Genomic DNA, 19,455 nt, shown 5'->3' on the forward strand with positions numbered 1-19,455 from the left:
CAGTATCTTCATAATCTTTATAATCCATCTTATCAAAGCGAATAAAGTATAATTACTGAGGTAATGAGTGTAATAACTGTTGCTAATGTAGTTATACTCGAAACAGCTGTTTCGCCTGTACCAATAGATTTTTGCCTGAGCGGTTTTATATATATCATATCATTAGGTTGGATATAATAGTAAGGTGACTTCATTACATTAACATCTGTTAAATCTAGACTGTGAATTTTCTGTCCCTGAGGATATTGTCTAATAATCATTACCTCTTTTCTATTACCAGTTACAGGTATCTCACCAGCATTGGCAATAGCCTCAAAAATATCAACACGTTCTTTATAGAGCGTTACGGTACCAGGCGAATTAATTTCACCTGTTGCAGTATATCTAAGCCCGGCTAATTTTACGGTTACAAATATATTTGAGGTTTCTTTGAACTGTTCTTCAAGTAGTTTCTTTTTAATTTTATTTTCTATCTCTCTTACGGTGTAATTAAGTACATTCATCTCACCTAAAATAGGAATTCTAATATTCCCATGTAAATCAACTGTAAAACCATCAAAATATGCGCGCTCAGCAATACTTGCTTGCAATACACTTTCGTCACTTGTTGGATTAAAAATCTGAACATTCTCCTGATCCAAAACCTTAATTCTAATATTTAAAATATCATCAATCTGAATCCTATAAGGCTTTTGTACTTCGGATAAGTTATTCGGAATTGTATCATATCCTGAATTTTCTTTATCCTGAAGATAAACTATGTCTTTATGAGGAATACATGACGACACAAGGATACAACTTAGGACAATAATCAAAAGCTTTATGCTTTTCATGGGTAAAATAGGTGTTTACCGACAAATATAATGTATCACCAGCAATAACAAAACTATTAGGTTTCTTTTCGGTTTATTTCGTTCTTTGTAAAAAAATTAGTGTGAATTACCTCAACGTAGAAAATATTTCTAAGGCTTATGGCGAACTTATTCTCTTCGAAAATTTGTCGTTTAGCATTCATAAAAATCAGAAGATTGCTTTTGTAGCAAAAAACGGAAGTGGCAAAACATCCATTCTTAATATTCTTTCAGGAAAAGATACAGCTGATCAAGGACAAATTGTAGTTAGGAAAGGCTTACGTCTGGCTTTTCTCAACCAAGAACCAGAGCTTGATATTAACTTAACCATTGAAGAGACAATTTTCGCTTCTGACATTCCTATTTTAGAGATAATTAAAAACTATGAAAAAGCTTTAAAACATCCAGAGAACACAGAGGCTTATCAAAGGGCTTTTGATGCGATGGATCAAACAAATGCTTGGGAATTTGAAACACAATATCAGCAAACACTTTCGCAACTAAAACTTAACGATCTTAACATGAAAGTGAGTACACTTTCAGGTGGACAAAAGAAACGATTAGCATTAGCTCAAGCACTCTTAAGTCAACCAGATATTCTCATCTTAGACGAACCAACCAACCATTTAGATCTTGAAATGATTGAATGGTTAGAGGATTATTTTGCTAAGACTCAACAAACGCTTTTTATGGTGACCCATGACCGGTATTTTTTAGAACGTGTGTGCAACGAAATCATTGAGCTAGATCACGGTCAACTCTACACCTATAAGGGTAATTATTCTTACTATTTAGAAAAAAAAGAAGCCCGAATTGAAAATGAAGCTATAGAAACTGGTAAAGCCAAACAACTATTTAAAAAAGAACTGGATTGGATGCGACGCCAACCCAAGGCGAGAACTACAAAATCAAAAAGTAGAATTGATGATTTCTTTGAAATAAAGAAAAAAGCACATCAACGCCGTAAAGATCATCACGTACAACTAGAGATAAATATGGAACGTCTTGGTAGTAAGATCATTGAGTTTCATAATGTTTCTAAAGCATTCAAAGACAAAAATATTCTCGATGGATTTGACTATTCCTTTAAAAAAGGAGAACGCATTGGAATCATCGGAAAAAATGGCACAGGAAAGTCAACTTTCCTAAATTTACTTACAGGAGGTATTCAACCTGATGGTGGAAAAATTGTATTAGGAGAAACAGTAAAAATCGGATACTATACACAAGGCGGTATTACCGTAAATCCAGAGCAAAAAGTCATTGATGTCATTAGAGCCTTTGGCGACTATATTCCAATTGCAAAGGGTAGACAAATAAGTGCGCAACAATTATTAGAACGTTTTCTTTTTGATCGCAAAAAACAATATGATTTTGTTGAAAAGTTAAGTGGTGGTGAACAAAAACGACTTTACTTATGTACCGTTCTAATTCAAAATCCCAATGTACTTATTTTAGATGAACCTACAAACGATTTAGATATTGTTACCTTAAATGTCCTTGAAAGCTTTTTAATGGACTTCCCTGGCGTGCTATTAGTAGTATCGCATGATCGTTACTTTATGGATAAAATTGTCGACCATCTTTTTGTATTCAGGGGAAATGCCATTATCGAAGACTTTCCTGGTAATTATTCAGATTTTAGAGCATACGATTCTAGTCAACCTAAACATGAGATAAGTGTTGAAAAATCAGATAGTTCAAAGGCCCTTAAACAAAATGAAGCACATAAATTATCCTATAATGAGCAGAAAGAATACAAAAATTTAGAATCTAAAATCCGGTCTTTAGAATTGGATAAAAAAGCGCTCGAGAGCAAGTTTAATAATCCAGAACTATCAGAAGACGACATTAATACTTTATCCACAGAACTTCAAACGATAATAGACACTATTGAAGAAAAGGAAATGAGATGGTTTGAGTTAGCAGAAAAACTAGAACAGTAATGCATCAATTCATAGCTTATATAAAATTCATACTATCTGCCACAAATCAGCATGGCGTGCACTCTCCATTTATCTACAACTTTGTGACAAAGTGCCTTTATGATAAAACTAAATATTCTGATTATGGATTAATTAATAACTATCGTCGACTATTAAAATCTTCTGATAAAATATTACAGGTTATAGACCGTGGTGAAGGCTCTAAGTCGCTGAATTCAAAGCGCCGTAAAGTAAGACGAATGGTGAATATTTCAAGTAGTTCTAAAAAAGAAGCACAACTGCTATACAGACTGAGTCAATACTTTAACATAAACACTATCCTCGAATTAGGCACCTCTTTAGGAGTTGGCACCTATGCATTTGCACTGTCAAATAAACATACAAGAGTAACTTCCATTGAAGGTTGCAAGAAGACCTCAGAATTTACACAATCAAAATTGAATATTTTAGGTATTGAAAATATAGCCTTTCAAATAGGTGCGTTTTTCGAAGCCATACCCAATCTTAGTCAGCCATCCTATGATTGCATCTATTTTGATGGGCACCATAATAAAGTCGCTACCATTGAGTATTTTGAAATGCTTCTGCCGAAAGCAAATAACAATTCCGTCTTTATTTTTGATGATATTTATTGGTCTAAAGGCATGACAGAAGCTTGGCAACACATTAAAAATCACGAATCTGTTAGGGTTACGGTAGACTGTTTCCATTTAGGCTTTGTATTTTTTAGAAAAGAGCAAGCCAAAGAACATTTTAAGATTAGATTGTAACATGGCGTTAACTTTAACGTCTTATTGGCGAACTGATTTTTTAATTCTTTTATCTTGCAAAGGATTTAAGCAACCAACACCATATAATTTATGAGTGACAACGTCATTGAAATTAGAGGCATTATTCGCGATTTTAAACTAGGGCAAGAAATTGTTCATGTACTAAAAGGTATAGATCTTGATATTAAACGTGGTGAATATGTTGCCATCATGGGCCCATCAGGTTCTGGTAAATCAACTTTAATGAATCTTCTAGGCTGTTTAGATACACCTACGGCTGGTATGTATAAACTTAACGGCAAGGATGTGAGTCAAATGACCGATGATGAGTTAGCGGATATTCGAAATACAGAAATTGGTTTCGTATTCCAAACGTTTAACTTATTACCAAGAACCACTGCCTTGGATAATGTGGCCCTACCTATGGTTTATGCTGGTGCCTCAAAGAAAGTACGTAATGATCGCGCTACTGAAGTTTTAATTGATGTAGGTTTAGAGGATCGTATGGATCATAAACCAAATCAATTATCAGGTGGACAAAGACAACGTGTTGCAGTTGGCCGAGCTCTCGTAAATAAACCTTCAATCATACTGGCTGATGAGCCAACAGGAAATCTGGACTCCAAAACAGGAACAGAAATCATGGCACTCTTCGATCAGATTCATACCGCGGGAAACACCGTTATTATGGTAACTCACGAAGAGGATATTGCTGCACATGCTAAACGTGTTATTCGTTTACGTGATGGTATTATTGAGAGCGACACCTTCAACAGTTAATCATTTTTTATACTTCTTACTTAGAGCCATTATCCTTAACTTTGCTATATGAAAGTATACACAAAGACAGGTGATAAAGGAACAACAGCGCTATTTGGTGGCACACGGGTTCCTAAACATCATATTCGCATAGAAAGTTACGGTACTGTTGATGAACTAAATTCACACATTGGTCTTATACGTGATCAAAATATTAATCAATTGTACAAAAACACCTTGATGGAAATTCAAGACCGATTATTTACAGTTGGTGCTATCCTAGCAACAGATCCTGAAAAAGCAACACTTAAAAATGGGAAAGCAAGATTAAACATTCCTAAGATTTCGAATGCTGATATTGAAAAACTAGAAAGGGAAATGGATCTTATGGAAGATAGTTTACCGCCAATGACACACTTTGTACTTCCAGGAGGGCATCAAACGGTGTCATTCTGTCACATAGCACGTACTGTGTGTCGCAGAGCAGAGCGTTTAGCTTCTCACCTCAATGAATTAGAGCCTTTTCAACCAGAAACACTTATGTATATAAATCGTCTTTCTGATTATCTATTTGTATTGGCACGGAAGTTGTCACATGATTTGCAAGCTGAAGAGATTAAGTGGATTCCAAAAAAAGAATCGTGATTTTTAAGTCTTCAGTTTAGGGCTGAACATCGAAAGAAATGAGCTCAAAAGATGAAGTTTAGACGTTCTTTTTATTATTATTTCAAATAATTTAGTTTTTTCTTGAATTATTCAGCTAAAAATTTATTTTTGCAAAAATTAAAATTACACGCAAATGTATTGGACATTAGAATTAGCATCATATTTAAGTGATGCACCTTGGCCAGCAACAAAAGATGAGCTTATTGACTATGCTATTAGAACAGGAGCACCTCTTGAAGTTGTAGAAAATTTACAAGCGATTGAAGACGAAGGAGATTCGTACGACTCAATTGAAGAAATTTGGCCAGACTATCCAACTGACGAAGATTACCTCTGGAATGAGGACGAATATTAACATATAATGAAATCACAAAAAAAGTCTCTTGCGTTATCTTAACTGAGAGACTTTTTTTATTTTCGGATTCTCTTAAAACAAGAATCCTATTAGGCCTTACAAGCCAACCATTTTACTGAAATTAACACATAGTTTGTTCACTAAGCAGGCTATTACAAAATATTGACCATGGGTATATTAGATAAAGTACTTAAAGTGTTTGTTGGAGACAAATCCAAGCAGGATGTAAGTGCTATTAAACCAATTGTAGATAAGATTAAAACCTTCGAAAGTAGCTTAGAAGCCTTATCCCACGACGCGCTTAGAGCAAAAACTATAGAATTTAAAGATAAGATTGCTGAAGCTAGAAAGCCACTTCTAGAAAAACAAAACGAATTATTAGCAAAAGCTGAAATCACTGAAGACATTGATGAACGTGAGGATATTTACGTTGCTGCTGATAAAATAGAAGATGACATTTACGAGGTTACAGAAGAAGTGCTTAATGACATCCTACCAGAAGCCTTTGCTGTGGTTAAAGAAACCGCAAAACGTTTTGTTCATAATCCAAAAATTTCTGTAGTTGCAAATGCCTTTGATCGAGAGGTGTCTGGAAGTAAAGACTACGTAACATTAGACGGGGACAAAGCAGTCTGGGCTAATTCTTGGGATGCTGCTGGTAAGCCAATTACTTGGGATATGATTCACTATGACGTTCAGCTCATTGGTGGTATTGCCATGCACCAAGGTAAAATTGCTGAGATGCAAACAGGTGAAGGTAAAACCTTAGTCGCAACACTCCCTGTATACCTTAATGCACTTGCTGGTAAAGGTGTGCACCTTGTTACAGTTAACGATTATTTAGCTAAACGTGATAGTGCTTGGATGGCTCCTATTTTTGAATTTCATGGACTCAGTGTAGATTGTATTGATTACCATACACCAAACTCTGATGCGCGTCGTAAAGCTTATAACGCAGATATAACTTATGGTACTAATAACGAATTTGGTTTCGACTACTTACGTGATAATATGGCGCATTCACCAGAAGATTTAGTACAACGCCCACACCATTACGCTATAGTCGATGAGGTAGATTCTGTATTAGTTGATGACGCACGTACGCCATTAATTATCTCTGGGCCAATTCCAAAAGGAGATGAACATGAATTTGATGCGTTGAAACCCAAAGTAGAACAGATCGAATCTGTACAACGTAAATACCTTGTAGGTGTTTTAGCCGAAGCTAAAAAACTAATTACCTCAGGAGATACCAAAGAAGGTGGATTTCAATTATTACGTGTTTACAGAGGTATCCCTAAAAACAAGGCTTTAATTAAATTCTTAAGTGAGGAAGGTGTTAAACAATTACTTCAAAAAACTGAGAATTTCTACATGCAAGATAATAATAGAGAAATGCCAAAAGTAGATGCTGAACTCTATTATGTAATTGACGAGAAAAATAATCAAGTAGAGTTAACCGACAAAGGTGTTGATTACCTCTCTGGAAAAGATAATCCAAACTTCTTCGTTATGCCAGAAATGGGTACCGAAATCGCTAAGATTGAAGAAAAGGGATTAGCAGCTGAAGAAGAGGCGGTTCTAAAGGAAGATTTATTCAGAGACTTTAGTATTAAATCAGAACGTATCCATACACTCAATCAATTATTGAAAGCTTATGCCCTTTTTGAAAAGGATGTACAGTATGTAGTTATGGATAATAAGGTGATGATCGTTGATGAGCAGACCGGTCGTATTATGGATGGTCGTCGTTATTCAGATGGATTACACCAAGCTATAGAGGCTAAGGAGAATGTGAAAATTGAAGCTGCAACACAAACATTCGCAACAGTTACGCTTCAGAACTATTTTAGAATGTACCGCAAATTATCTGGTATGACAGGTACTGCGGTTACAGAAGCTGGTGAATTCTGGGAAATCTATAAATTAGATGTTGTTGAAATTCCAACTAACAGACCTATCGCAAGAGATGACAGAGAAGATTTAGTTTATAAAACCAAGCGTGAAAAGTATAATGCCGTTATTGATGAAGTTGTAGGCTTGTCAAATGCTGGACGTCCAGTTCTAATTGGTACGACCAATGTTGAGATCTCAGAGTTACTTGGTAAGATGTTAAGTATTCGTAAAATACCACATAATGTACTTAACGCTAAGCAGCACAAGAAAGAAGCAGAAATCGTTGCACAAGCTGGTAATGCTGGCCAGGTAACCATAGCCACTAACATGGCAGGTCGTGGTACAGATATTAAATTGAGTGACGAAGTAAAAGAAGCAGGCGGTCTTGCTATTGTTGGTACGGAACGTCACGACTCAAGACGTGTCGATAGACAATTACGTGGTAGAGCAGGTCGACAAGGAGATCCGGGAAGTTCACAATTTTACGTGTCTTTAGAAGATAATTTAATGCGCCTCTTTGGTTCAGAACGAATCGCTAAAATGATGGACCGTATGGGTCTTAAGGAAGGAGAAGTGATTCAGCATTCAATGATTTCAAAATCTATTGAGCGTGCTCAGAAAAAAGTAGAAGAAAACAACTTTGGTGTGCGTAAACGCTTATTAGAATATGACGATGTTATGAACGCGCAGCGTGAAGTAGTATATAAACGTCGTCGTAATGCTTTACATGGTGAGCGTCTTCGTGTGGATTTAGCCAACATGATTTTTGATACCTCAGAAGGTATTGCAATGACTAATAAGGCAGCGAATGATTATAAAAACTTTGAGTTTGAGTTAATTCGTTACTTCTCAATGGCTTCACCAATTTCTGAAGAAGAATTCGGTAAAATGGGTGAGCAAGAGATTGCTGGAGTTATCTACAAGGAGGCCTTTAAGCACTATCGTGAAAAAATGCAGCGCGCTGCAGATTTAGCCTATCCAGTTATAGAAAACGTTTATAATACACAGCGTGATCGCTTTAAGCGTATTGTTGTACCGTTTACTGATGGTATTAAAAACTTACAAGTAGTAACAGACTTAGAAAAAGCATACGAATCAAAGGGAACACAATTAATTAATGACTTTGAGAAGAATATTACTTTAGCCATTGTAGATGACGCTTGGAAAACGCACTTGCGTAAAATGGATGAGTTAAAACAGTCTGTTCAGTTAGCAGTTCATGAGCAAAAGGATCCATTATTAATTTATAAGTTTGAATCTTTCGAGTTATTCAAGGGCATGATTGATCAGGTTAACAAAGATGTAATTTCATTCTTGTTTAAAGGCGAAATTCCTCAGGAAACCGCGAATACAATTCAAGAAGCTAAAAAACGTCGTCAGGAGAAAACGACTGAGCAAAAAGAAGAAATCCAGAACATGGACGAACGTGCTGCGCAAAGTAGAGCCGTTGGGCAAAATGCATCTCGCCAGCAACAAGTCGTAGAAACCATCGTTAGAGAGCAACCAAAAATTGGCCGTAACGATCGTGTAACCATTAAAAATGTCATGAGTGGTGAAAGCAAAGAAGTGAAGTATAAACAAGCCATTCCATTAATCGATAAAGGTGAATGGGTTTTAGTGATTGACTAAAAATTAGTTTGAATTATATATTTAAAAATCCTGATGTAATGCATCGGGATTTTTTATTTTAAGACATGAAACGTTTTTATCTCATTCTTTTTATAATACCGTATTTAATCCTTGTTAACTGCAAAAACGAAAGAGATTCTGCCCACTTAACTCTTTATGAGACTAAAAGTATTACTTGCACAGACGATGCTTGCAAAGGAACTTACCAAGGTGAAGAGTTTATTAACGGTGATGATGTTGCACACCAATTCTCTAATTCAATGTCCACCAAGGTTGGTGATGAACTTAAAAAATTATACCAAGAAGGCAAATATGTCATGGTAGATTTTGATAAAATTATAATGACTACTGATGGCATGGGTTCTGGTATTGTAACTTATTTTTTGGAAATTCCTTTTAAACGTGTTGAAGAGAAATGTAAAGCCTATACCTCTTTTGACCATGTTGGTGGTTGGGGCCAAGCTCCTACCCTTTGTCAAAGAAAAGAACAACTAAAAAAATGTACTAATAGAAGAACACGAACTTTAATATTAGTGATTTAAAAATAACCAAAGAGAGCTTACAAGAGTATTGGATACAGTGGAAAAAATAAAGTCATCCGAGCCGAGTGTTGATAAAAATGATACTTTAGCTTTCTGAGAATAATTTGGTATGACTCTATAGATAATTTCACAATGCATAAATACTGGAAACAAAGAAATTAAAAGTCGAACAAATTAATCTTAATAAAAGATAAATGTATTTATAAGGGCAATCCAAAAGAAGAAGAACTTCAAAGATTAAATGAACAATCTACACAATTAGATTTTTTAAAAAACCTATTCAGCATACCATATTCTTACATTACTCTTATTGAAAATCAAACTGGTAAAGATTATATCAAAATATACTTTGGTAATAGCTCGGAGGATGAGCTAATAATAAAAGATAAAAACACAAAACAAGAGGTGTTTGATTTTTTAAAAAGTGAAAGTCCAAAATTCAAATATAGTTCAGAACTTCCTAGTTCCTTTAAATATGCAAAGCCTCAGTTTTTTGCATTACTTTTTACAACTCTCTTATGTATAGCATCGTTATACTTTGCAATGAAGATTGAAAACGGAGTTAAGTACGAAATAGGAGGCAGAGGGATTTTAACACTTATTATTGCAATTGCCAATTTTGGTATTGTTAAAATTATTACAGGACACATTATGCTTATAGGCATAATATGTCTTGCAATTGTCAATAGATTAAAATCTAGAAGTGAGACTGAATATTTAAAAAGGTAAAATTAATGAACAAGCTTACTATGGACAGTTTAATGTCTTTGTCGAAAAATCTAATGGTGTATCGAAAATTACTATGGACTGTAATTCTGCAGAAGGTGCAACCATCGGTAAAGACGAATATCAAAACACCTTTCCTTAGACGATTTTGAATAGTATTAGGAAAGTTTCAATAGTAAATTTGGATCTGGACAGTTCATTTTATAAAACTCTAAATCAATTTTATTACTTACACCCGGATAATCACCTTTATAATGCTGAATATCTTTAATAATTTGAAAATGTAAATGTGGTGGATAATCTCCATTAACTTCTGCTGTACCTAAACGAGCAAACTCCTGTGCTTTATTAATAGGCATACCTATTTGAAGACCTTTTATAGATGCCAAACTTAAATGCCCATAAAGCGAGTAAAAATTTAAACCTTCAAACTGATGACTTAATATTATCGTTGGACCATAATCGCCATGATTGGTATTATTATTAAAACTATGAATGATGCCTTCAAGTGGAGCATGAATAGCAGTATTGGATTCAATCCATAAATCGAGTCCTAAGTGAATATTTCGCTCTTCATCAGGATGTACTTTGTTGAAATAATTACTACGTTCATAAATACCGCGTTGCTCTAAATAACCGCCATAAGCGGCTTTAGCATCCTGAGTTTTAATATAATTCCAGATGTAATTCTCTAATGCATCTGATGAAGAGACATCAACAGATTTAAGTGCTGCATTAGCTACTGATAAATCCAAAGTAGTGTAATCAGCCAATTCTAAATCTTTAAGAATTGGAAATGAATGAATTTTCGAAAGAAGTAACTCAAATTGACTTAGGGCCATAAAAAATAAATTTCCATAAAAATAAGAATCTATTTTAATGGAAAACAGGAAAGATAATGAAGAATAAACCTTTAGGCAACAAACAACATAAAGGCTTAATTCATAGTTACATTGCTATATTTAGCATTAATGATTATAGATTTGTTTGTGTTATTTCCATTGATAGTTTTAAGCTTTTTATATTCATTATTAAACTTAGAACGATCACCATTAAACATAAGATTATATTCAACACTAGGAATTTTAAGCCATGCTTCACTATTCTCTAAAACTAAGTTTAAATTCTTAAAAGAATCCAAAATATTATGAATGGTTAATTCACCGAAACTACCATCTATTATATTATTACCTGATAGGTAGTCGATATTAACATTAGATGAATTGGATGTTAATGATAATCCTTGAGCATTTTTCAGTAATGCATTATCTACGAATTTTAATCCTAAAGTTCCGTTTAACCAATTATTAATTAAAACATCAGAATAGGAAGTATTGATGGACGTTTCGCTTCCATCAATACTTTCTGCTAATAAGCTAGAATGAGATATTTCACCTTCCATATTATACAATACGGACGATAATTTTATTTCACCATGCCTAATATCTGTTTTAAGTTTAGCCTTTTTAGGAATCTTAATTTTAATGACCTTTCTTACTTTAGTGTTGTTTCCAGATTCTAAACGCCTTGCTAAAGCAGATTCTCTTCGCTCGCTCATTTGCTCTCGTCGCTCTTCCATTGCTTCTGCACGTTCTGCTGCTGCTTGAATACGCTCTGCATAGCGCTCCGCTATTCTTGCCTCACGCTCTGCCATTTTAGAAGCACGTTCGGCATCTTTTTCCATTCTTGCAGCCTGCATTTCCATTTGCTTACCTAAACGCTCACCCCAAGCTTCAATTTTTTCAGCCCATTCATTTCCAAATTCTTCTCCCCATTTTTCCATATCCTTTGCATAAGACTCACCAAATTTTTCTCCCCATTCTTCCATTTCTTTTGCCCACTTGCCTTCAAAACGCTTTCCATATTCTTCGCCCCATTTTGCCATTTTCTCTTGGTATCCCGATTCCGAAAATTTCTTTACCCAGGCTTCCATTTTTTCTTGTAATTCCTTGCCACCTTTCTTTTCGTACTTTTTACTCCACTCTGCTAAATACTTCTCACCTTCTTCGTGATATTTGTCATAATCAAAACTAATTGATTTAATCCCGTCCGGTAATTCAGGTAGTTCAGGAAATTCTGGCATATCCGGCATATCCGGTATCGCAGGCATATCGGCTAACATTGCCATTGGCAATACCAATATCTCTGAAATCTCCGGCACATCTGCTAATTCAAACTCCAAGTCTCTTAAAATCGCTGTGTAATCCTCTTCACCAAAAAGGCCGAGTACTCTTCCGCCTTGAGAAGAAATAGTTACGTTGTCATTTGAGCCATCTACCCTAAGATTCCATGCTTTTAAAGCACGCTCTAACTGCTCTTCTGATAACTTATCGCTTTCAATATAGGCTTCAACCTCAACAATATCTTTATTCCACGTACTGATTTCAATTTCGGCATAGCTGGTATTTAGATCTACCACAACATCCTTATTGACTTTAATAGACTGTGATGTTTTACTTAATTTCTTCTGTGCAAACCCAATTGTGGTTATAAGGCACAATACTAAAATTCTAATTGTGTTCATGATTTTTTGATTTAACTGTTCGTTTTTTGATTTAATGTATAATATTGATTATGTGATTACTTGTTCAAAGGCGTCGTCATTAAACTCCTGTAACTTTTCTTTGAGTCTCATAACGAGATTTAATCGAAACTTTAAATTATCTATTAAAGCATCTAAAGTTGCTTCATTTGGACCATTTTCATTGAGTTCTAGAATAAGATTGTCGTATTCGTCATTGAGCTCTTTTAGCCTTTGGATATAGCCATCAACTAAGTCCTTATTTTCAGGTGTCATTTGTACTTTAGACAACTCAAGGTTGATGCTTGCTAAATAGTAGTCCTCTACTCGCTTTAAATCAGGAACGACTTCTCCCATACTTTTAATGTCCTTCTTGGATTCTCCTCCATTAACTACTTCGGTTCCTTCAGGAGTATCACCGCCGGAATTGTTTAAAAACTGGTAAGCACCAAAGCTCAATCCTAATATCACCACTACACTTGCTGCAATATTTAAGAAACTAAATCTTGAAGCTTTTGTCTCCTGTGGCAAGGCGTCATCCAGTTTAGATAGAAACCTTGCTTCATGACCTTTAGACATTTTAGCATTTTGCGCATTGGAGTCCTTTTCAAATAAATTTTTAAGATCTTGTGCCATTTTTCTTCAATTTTAATATTGCTTGTAACTTTTGTTTACCACGTGATAACTGTGTTCTTGAGGCCACTTCAGTAATATTTAATATTTCTGAAATTTCCTGATGATCGTAACCTTCTACTAAGTACAACATCACAACATACTTATATTTTTCTGGCAATTCTTCAATTGTCTGTTTTACCTCTTCTAAGGTAATCTCATCATCAACTAACCACTCATTTTCATAGTCTTCATCTACAACGTTTAAATGATGTTCTTCTAATTCCATTAAGCGCTGACGTTTTGATTTTAATACATCAATACAGTGATTAACAACAATTCGTTTTAACCAAGCCCCAAAGGCCACCTCTGCCCTATACTGATTTAAATTAGAGAATGCTTTGATAAATGCCTCCTGAACAATATCCTCAGCTTCCATAGTATCCTTGACAAATCGAAGTGCCACTATGAGCATACCATCGCAATATTTATTGTACAATTGCATCTGTGCTTGTCTATCATTCTTCTTGCATTTTTCAACAATATGAATTTGTAGCGTACTAATGATAAATTGGTTTTTGTGATCGGTTCGCTTTAAAGACGACACATTTATTTATGTGTGACAAAAAAGTTTAATTTTTTAAAAATTTATAAGATTTGCTTAAAATTCAGCGTTCTGTTCTATAAATTTAGGGAATTGAATTATCTTTAAATTTTAGAACCGATTAAGAAAAAGACTCATGCTAAAACGTCTCCTTATTGTCTTATCTGTTATTGCTCTAGGTCTTGTTATCTATTTGGCATTTGGTGAGAACTTATTTTTTCGTAAAAGTCCAAAGGATACTGCTAAGATTACTTTAAATGATTTAAAACTTAATGTTGAATACAACAGACCCTCAAAACGTGATAGAGAAATTTTTGGTGCTTTAGTACCTTTTGATAAGGTTTGGAGAACTGGCGCTAATGAAGCTACGACATTTCAAACTAACAAAGACTTGATGATCGATGGGATGCTGTTAAAAAAAGGAAAGTATACCCTCTGGACGGTACCAATGAAAAATTCTTGGAAAGTAATGTTTAACTCCAAAGATTACAAATGGGGTGTCAATGAGAAAATGGAACCCATGTGGGATCCAAATTTTGATGTTATCGAATTAGAGGTTCCTAAACAAGACTTAGAAGAAATTGTAGAAAAATTCACCATTGCTTTTGATAATAAAACAGGAAATCTTAAACTCACTATGGCTTGGGATCAGACACTTATTGAAATACCAGTTGTAGTATATCCCAATTCTGCACCCTAACCAGTGATTGCAAAGTGGCTAAAAAGAATAAAACATATAAATCCGCTTTGCATGAACAAGATGGTATTTCTCCACCAGAAATATTAAGTTCAAATTCTGCAGCCTCAATAAAAGCCAAGCGTAAAAAACAACCCTCTATTAAAGAACTCGTAGCTGGTATTTCTTCGGGAAATATTACAGATTTGAGTAGAGCCATTACTTTAGTGGAAAGTAAAAACAAGACGCACACAAAAAAAGCAACAGACATAATTTCTGCATGTTTACCTCACTCAAACAAATCTGTACGCATCGGTATAACTGGAGTTCCAGGGGTAGGAAAAAGTACTTTTATTGAAGCTTTTGGTAGTTACCTTACAAGTATTGGGAAAAAGGTTGCTGTACTTGCAGTGGACCCAAGTAGCACCTTAAGTAAAGGAAGTATTCTTGGAGATAAAACTCGTATGGAAGATCTTGTTAAAGATGAAAATGCATTTATAAGACCGTCGCCTTCAGGCGATTCTTTAGGAGGTGTGGCCAGAAAAACAAGAGAAACTATAGTTTTATGTGAAGCTGCTGGTTTTGATACCATAATAATAGAAACTGTTGGAGTTGGACAAAGCGAGACTGCAGTGCATAGTATGGTTGACTTTTTCTTATTGCTTAAACTGGCAGGTGCTGGTGATGAATTGCAAGGCATAAAACGTGGGATTATTGAAATGGCCGATGCTATAGTTATAAATAAAGCCGATGGTCATAATCTTAAAGCTGCTAAATCAGCGAAAGTTGAATTTAACCGCGCCTTACATTTATATCCAGAAAAAGATTCTGGATGGATACCTAAAGTATCTTTGTGCAGTGCCTTAAAACAAGAAGGCATTAACGATGTTTGGACATTAATTCAGAACTACCTTAAAACCACAAAGGCTAATCATTTTTTTGATAAAAATAGAAACCAACAGAATAAATTCTGGCTACTGCAAACCATTGAAGAACGTTTAAAATCTGATTTCTATTCCTCTACCAAAGTAAAGTCCGAGTTGCAACATCAAATTACACGTATTGAATCTGGCAAAACGACTCCATTTGCCGCTGCGGAATACTTACTTTCTTTATAAGAAAAAAACTATACTTTTGCAGGAACGAAGCAATCAATTATATGTCTTATAAGTTTACGATTATTGTTCCTGTTTATAATGAAGAAGATAATCTTGAACGGGTTGAAACAGAACTATCAAAGTATCTATCAATAGCATCTGTACCTACTGCGGTTCTTTTTGTTAATGATGGCTCTTCAGATGCAAGTCAGACCATGATCGAAGAGATATGTGATAGCAATAAGGCCTTCCAATTTATAAGCTTTAAAGAAAATAGAGGATTAAGCGCTGCCATAAAAGCAGGTTTTGATCATGTGGACACAGAACTATTAGGCTATATAGATTCCGATTTACAAACTGCACCAGAAGACTTTAATATTTTACTCGAACATATAGACACTCACGAATTAGTTACGGGAGTCCGTGCTAATCGTAAAGATTCATTTGTAAAAAACATGTCTTCTAAAATTGCTAATAGTATTAGACGTACTTTTACAAAAGATGGCATGGATGATACAGGATGTCCTTTAAAAGTTATTAAGACCGATTACGCTAAACGTATTCCAATGTTTAGAGGTTTACATCGCTTTTTACCAGCAATGATTATGTTACAGAATGGCCGAGTTATTCAAATTCCTGTACAGCATTTTCCTCGAATTGCAGGCACAGCAAAGTTTGGGGTATGGAACCGCCTAATTGGACCATTAATGGACTGTTTTGCCTACCTATGGATGAAGAAAAAATACATCAATTACGACGTTGCAAAATCCAGTAAATGAAAGATTGGATAATTTACAGTATTGGTTTTTTAGCACAAATTTTATTTTCTTCAAGATTATTGGTGCAATGGATTACCTCTGAGAAACACCGTAGAGTAATTACACCTAGTACTTTTTGGACTTTGAGTCTTATTGCGTCGTTTTTACTATTTGTTTATGGTTATTTAAGATTAGATTTTGCCATTATGCTTGGTCAAAGTTTAACCTATTTTATTTATATACGAAATCTTCAATTACAAGGACAATGGCAAAAAATGCCAAAACTATTGCAATATTTACTATTTATTGTGCCTATTCTTATTGTTGTCTTCTACTACAACAACAATAAAATTGATATTGAACTCTTATTTAAAAATGAGGCTATCCCAACTTGGTTGCTGATTTTAGGAATTGTTGCTCAGATAATATTCACATTACGATTTATTTACCAATGGATACATTCAGAACGTCATAAGGAGTCTTCATTACCAATGGGATTTTGGGTATTAAGTTTAATTGGTGCCTCTTTAATCTTAACTTATGCTATTATTCGAGAAGATCCAGTACTTTTTATTGGTCACCTTTTTGGAATGATTATTTATGCACGCAATGCTTTTTTAATTAGACAAACAACTAATGATTAAGTACCTCGAAAGATATCCAATCCTCAGTTTATTACTCTTTGTAATACTAATGCTTGGCTTTACTATAGATGTCATTCCAGTAACAATCATGGAAGCGCGTAACTTCATTTCTGCCAGAGAAATGATAACGGATGACAACTGGATTCTTACAACAATGAATGGTGAAGCACGTTATCAAAAACCACCACTACCCACTTGGGTTACCGCAGTTTTTGGAATGCTTTTCGGCATGAAGTCTCTTTTAGCATTGCGTTGGCCAGCCTTATTATTTATGGCAAGTATCGGTATTTCCATTTACCTCTTCTCTAAAAAACTACAACTTAATAAATCACATAGTTTAATGAACGGATTTATAGTCTTAAGCTCATTTTATGTGATTGGTATTATCATTGAAGCCCCTTGGGATATTTATACACATGCCTTTATGCTAATGGCATTGTATCAATTATTTCAAATGTTTCAAAGTCAAAAAACAAGCATTGTCAATAGTTTGTTATTCGTACTCTTTTTAGCCTGTTCTGTGCTTTCTAAAGGCCCTGTATCGCTTTATGTGCTATTCCTATCTTTTGTGATTGCCTATGGTATATCGTTTAAACTCAAAGGAAGAGTTCTTCATTTTTTAAAGTTGATGAGCTTATTGATATTTGGCATTGTATTAGGTGGATGGTGGTATTTTCATGTAAGAATCGCAGATCCTGAAACCTTTGCAGCTATTGCATCAAAAGAAACTTCAAATTGGAGCAGTTATAACGTAAGGCCTTTTTATTATTACTGGAGCTTCTTTATTCAAAGTGGTTTATGGACCATACCAGCTTTTATTAGTTTGTTGTATCCATACATGAAATCTAGAGTTTCAAATTTAAAAGCCTACCGCTTTAGCTTCTTTTGGACCATAATAGCCGTGGCATTACTTTCTTTGATACCAGAGAAGAAGTCGCGTTACTTAATGCCAGTATTAATTCCGTTAGCACTTAATATTGGTTTTTATATCGATTATCTAACTCGAGAGTTTAAAAACATTAAGCACAAACGTGAAACTATACCTGTATATTTTGCTTTTGGTTTGATTGCAAGTATGGGTTTATTATTTGGACTTCTAGGATTCTTTTTTGGACCTTTTTTAACGGGTTGGGTTTTAATTAGATTTTTATTAATCACAATTATATTGCTCTTAATAGGAATCTTTTTGATTAAAAGTTTAAAATCCAATAATATTAAAATTAGCTTTTATCTCTTAATTAGTTTTATGATGAGTTTAGGGTTATTTGCTTTACCAATTTCTGAAATGCAAATTCAGGCAGATTATAAATCAGTCTCTGAACTTACCGACTCAAAACTATCACTCTATAGTATAAATGAGGTTTCACCTGAAGCCATTTACCACTATGGAGATAAAATACCAAAGTTAAAATCAGAAGAAGGACTACAAATTCCTGAAGAAAAAGAATTTCATTTACTTACCAATAGCGCCAACGAACTTAGTAGTTATGATCAGATTAATGATCTTTACACCATTGAGTTTATAGCGATATACGATTTAAATACTTCTAAAAAAGGCACTAGAAGCCATCGTAGTCGATTGGTAAATCACCTCTATCGCCTTAGTCTGAAATAAAGCGTCTTAAAGCAAACTTATTTAACTTGTAAAAACCAAATCCGGCAAGTGCGCCAAAGATCATTCCGCAAATTAAATCCACTGGAAAATGCACACCAACATAAATACGACTATAAGCCACTAATACTGCCCACATTAAAAGAATGAATATGAGGTTTTTAAAGTACGGTCGTAACACTAAGCCACCAAATACTGCAGCAGCCATAGAGTTAGAGGCATGGCCCGAAAAGAAACTTCGATTAGAACTGCAACGTTCAGCTATGAAACGGATAAAGTCTTTAATTTCATCACATGCACAAGGTCTAAAGCGAAGCACAGAACGCTTTACCAGATTAGTAGTCTGATCTGTAAATAATATCATCAAGGTGATGGTTATCACAATTACAAGTAAGGCTTTCCATCCTAACCTTTTGTAGATAAGAAATAATAGAACTGCATACAAAGGCACAAAGGTAAACTCATTTGTAATAGCGAGCCAGAGCCAATCCCATGATGAGTTACCAAGACTATTGAGGTAAACAAAAAGTTCAGTATCTAATTCTAAAAGCCTGTCTAGCATTAGTCTTCGTAACGTGCTACTTCCCTATCGTAAAATTCAGTAGCTTGTTTAATATAGTTCTCAGTTTCTGTTTCTAATTCTTTTTGATCATGCTGATCAAACTCCTCGAACCACTCCACTTCATCATTCTCAAGATTTATGATAAACCTAGGGAATTCTGTATGAATAATATAAATCGCATCAGGATGGTCTGTATTATCTCCTAGAATGAATTTTGGTAATTCCATTT

General features: G+C 34.6%; 19 protein-coding genes. 12 read left to right on the forward strand and 7 right to left on the reverse strand.

Features of this window, described 5'->3' with window-relative positions; genetic code table 11:
• Window positions 1-32 precede the first annotated feature (32 nt).
• Window positions 33-833 (reverse strand): polysaccharide biosynthesis/export family protein, encoded by an 801-nt coding sequence (locus HRU49_RS03055; protein ID WP_296354039.1) that lies wholly within the window; start codon window positions 831-833, stop codon window positions 33-35.
• A 101-nt stretch (window positions 834-934) separates the two neighbouring features.
• Here HRU49_RS03055 and HRU49_RS03060 point away from each other — a divergent pair, with 101 nt between their 5' ends.
• From HRU49_RS03060 to HRU49_RS03090, 7 genes are all read left to right on the forward strand, one after another.
• Complete coding sequence (locus tag HRU49_RS03060; RefSeq protein ID WP_296354040.1) at window positions 935-2,797, forward strand: ABC-F family ATP-binding cassette domain-containing protein; 1,863 nt, start codon at window positions 935-937, stop codon at window positions 2,795-2,797.
• Window positions 2,797-3,567 carry a class I SAM-dependent methyltransferase gene (locus HRU49_RS03065; protein WP_296354042.1) on the forward strand — a complete coding sequence of 257 codons (771 nt, stop codon included), beginning with the start codon at window positions 2,797-2,799 and terminating at the stop codon, window positions 3,565-3,567. The genes HRU49_RS03060 and HRU49_RS03065 overlap by 1 nt, the downstream gene beginning before the upstream one ends.
• Window positions 3,568-3,657: 90 nt before the next feature.
• Complete coding sequence (locus HRU49_RS03070) at window positions 3,658-4,347, forward strand: ABC transporter ATP-binding protein (protein WP_296354044.1); 690 nt, start codon at window positions 3,658-3,660, stop codon at window positions 4,345-4,347.
• 48 nt (window positions 4,348-4,395) lie between these two features.
• Window positions 4,396-4,971, forward strand: a complete 576-nt coding sequence (locus HRU49_RS03075; protein ID WP_296354047.1) for a cob(I)yrinic acid a,c-diamide adenosyltransferase — start codon at window positions 4,396-4,398, stop codon at window positions 4,969-4,971.
• A 154-nt stretch (window positions 4,972-5,125) separates the two neighbouring features.
• Window positions 5,126-5,347: a DUF2795 domain-containing protein gene (locus tag HRU49_RS03080; protein ID WP_008272287.1), complete on the forward strand. Its 222-nt coding sequence runs from the start codon at window positions 5,126-5,128 to the stop codon at window positions 5,345-5,347.
• Between the two features lie 168 nt (window positions 5,348-5,515).
• Window positions 5,516-8,872, forward strand: coding sequence for a preprotein translocase subunit SecA (gene secA, locus HRU49_RS03085; RefSeq protein ID WP_296354049.1), 3,357 nt, complete (start codon window positions 5,516-5,518; stop codon window positions 8,870-8,872).
• A gap of 65 nt (window positions 8,873-8,937) precedes the next feature.
• Window positions 8,938-9,414, forward strand: a complete 477-nt coding sequence (locus tag HRU49_RS03090) for a hypothetical protein (RefSeq protein WP_296354051.1) — start codon at window positions 8,938-8,940, stop codon at window positions 9,412-9,414.
• An 884-nt stretch (window positions 9,415-10,298) separates the two neighbouring features.
• On the opposite strand, the gene HRU49_RS03095 is transcribed toward HRU49_RS03090, so the two are convergent.
• From HRU49_RS03095 to HRU49_RS03110, 4 genes are all read right to left on the reverse strand, one after another.
• A complete protein-coding gene (locus HRU49_RS03095) occupies window positions 10,299-10,982 on the reverse strand; it encodes a peptidoglycan DD-metalloendopeptidase family protein (protein WP_296354052.1) in 684 nt (227 codons plus the stop codon).
• Between the two features lie 95 nt (window positions 10,983-11,077).
• Complete coding sequence (locus tag HRU49_RS03100) at window positions 11,078-12,664, reverse strand: hypothetical protein (RefSeq protein WP_296354054.1); 1,587 nt, start codon at window positions 12,662-12,664, stop codon at window positions 11,078-11,080.
• A 48-nt stretch (window positions 12,665-12,712) separates the two neighbouring features.
• The gene (locus HRU49_RS03105) at window positions 12,713-13,297 is read right to left on the reverse strand and encodes a hypothetical protein (RefSeq protein ID WP_296354056.1); all 585 of its coding nucleotides are present in this window, start codon (window positions 13,295-13,297) and stop codon (window positions 12,713-12,715) included.
• Window positions 13,281-13,838: an RNA polymerase sigma factor gene (locus tag HRU49_RS03110; RefSeq protein WP_296354117.1), complete on the reverse strand. Its 558-nt coding sequence runs from the start codon at window positions 13,836-13,838 to the stop codon at window positions 13,281-13,283. Before HRU49_RS03110 ends, HRU49_RS03105 begins: the two co-directional genes overlap by 17 nt.
• 175 nt (window positions 13,839-14,013) lie before the next feature.
• On the opposite strand from HRU49_RS03110, the gene HRU49_RS03115 reads away from it, so the two are divergent.
• Genes HRU49_RS03115 through HRU49_RS03135 form a run of 5 tightly spaced genes read left to right on the forward strand, consistent with a single transcriptional unit; the run spans window position 14,014 to window position 18,667 of the window.
• Window positions 14,014-14,577 carry a DUF2911 domain-containing protein gene (locus HRU49_RS03115; protein ID WP_296354058.1) on the forward strand — a complete coding sequence of 188 codons (564 nt, stop codon included), beginning with the start codon at window positions 14,014-14,016 and terminating at the stop codon, window positions 14,575-14,577.
• A 14-nt stretch (window positions 14,578-14,591) separates the two neighbouring features.
• Complete coding sequence (meaB, locus tag HRU49_RS03120) at window positions 14,592-15,671, forward strand: methylmalonyl Co-A mutase-associated GTPase MeaB (protein ID WP_296354061.1); 1,080 nt, start codon at window positions 14,592-14,594, stop codon at window positions 15,669-15,671.
• A 41-nt stretch (window positions 15,672-15,712) separates the two neighbouring features.
• Window positions 15,713-16,429 (forward strand): glycosyltransferase family 2 protein, encoded by a 717-nt coding sequence (locus HRU49_RS03125; protein WP_296354063.1) that lies wholly within the window; start codon window positions 15,713-15,715, stop codon window positions 16,427-16,429.
• Window positions 16,426-17,052 carry a lipid-A-disaccharide synthase N-terminal domain-containing protein gene (locus tag HRU49_RS03130; protein WP_296354065.1) on the forward strand — a complete coding sequence of 209 codons (627 nt, stop codon included), beginning with the start codon at window positions 16,426-16,428 and terminating at the stop codon, window positions 17,050-17,052. Before HRU49_RS03125 ends, HRU49_RS03130 begins: the two co-directional genes overlap by 4 nt.
• Complete coding sequence (locus HRU49_RS03135; RefSeq protein ID WP_296354068.1) at window positions 17,045-18,667, forward strand: glycosyltransferase; 1,623 nt, start codon at window positions 17,045-17,047, stop codon at window positions 18,665-18,667. Before HRU49_RS03130 ends, HRU49_RS03135 begins: the two co-directional genes overlap by 8 nt.
• On the opposite strand, the gene HRU49_RS03140 is transcribed toward HRU49_RS03135, so the two are convergent.
• On the reverse strand, window positions 18,654-19,226 hold the full coding sequence (locus HRU49_RS03140) for a phosphatase PAP2 family protein (RefSeq protein WP_296354071.1): 573 nt from the start codon (window positions 19,224-19,226) through the stop codon (window positions 18,654-18,656). The two genes, HRU49_RS03135 and HRU49_RS03140, sit on opposite strands and share 14 nt — an antisense overlap.
• The gene (locus HRU49_RS03145; RefSeq protein WP_296354073.1) at window positions 19,226-19,453 is read right to left on the reverse strand and encodes a hypothetical protein; all 228 of its coding nucleotides are present in this window, start codon (window positions 19,451-19,453) and stop codon (window positions 19,226-19,228) included. Before HRU49_RS03145 ends, HRU49_RS03140 begins: the two co-directional genes overlap by 1 nt.
• Between the last annotated feature and the right edge of the window lie 2 nt (window positions 19,454-19,455).

Source organism: Winogradskyella sp. (assembly GCF_013213975.1).
Taxonomy (GTDB): Bacteria; Bacteroidota; Bacteroidia; order Flavobacteriales; family Flavobacteriaceae; genus Winogradskyella.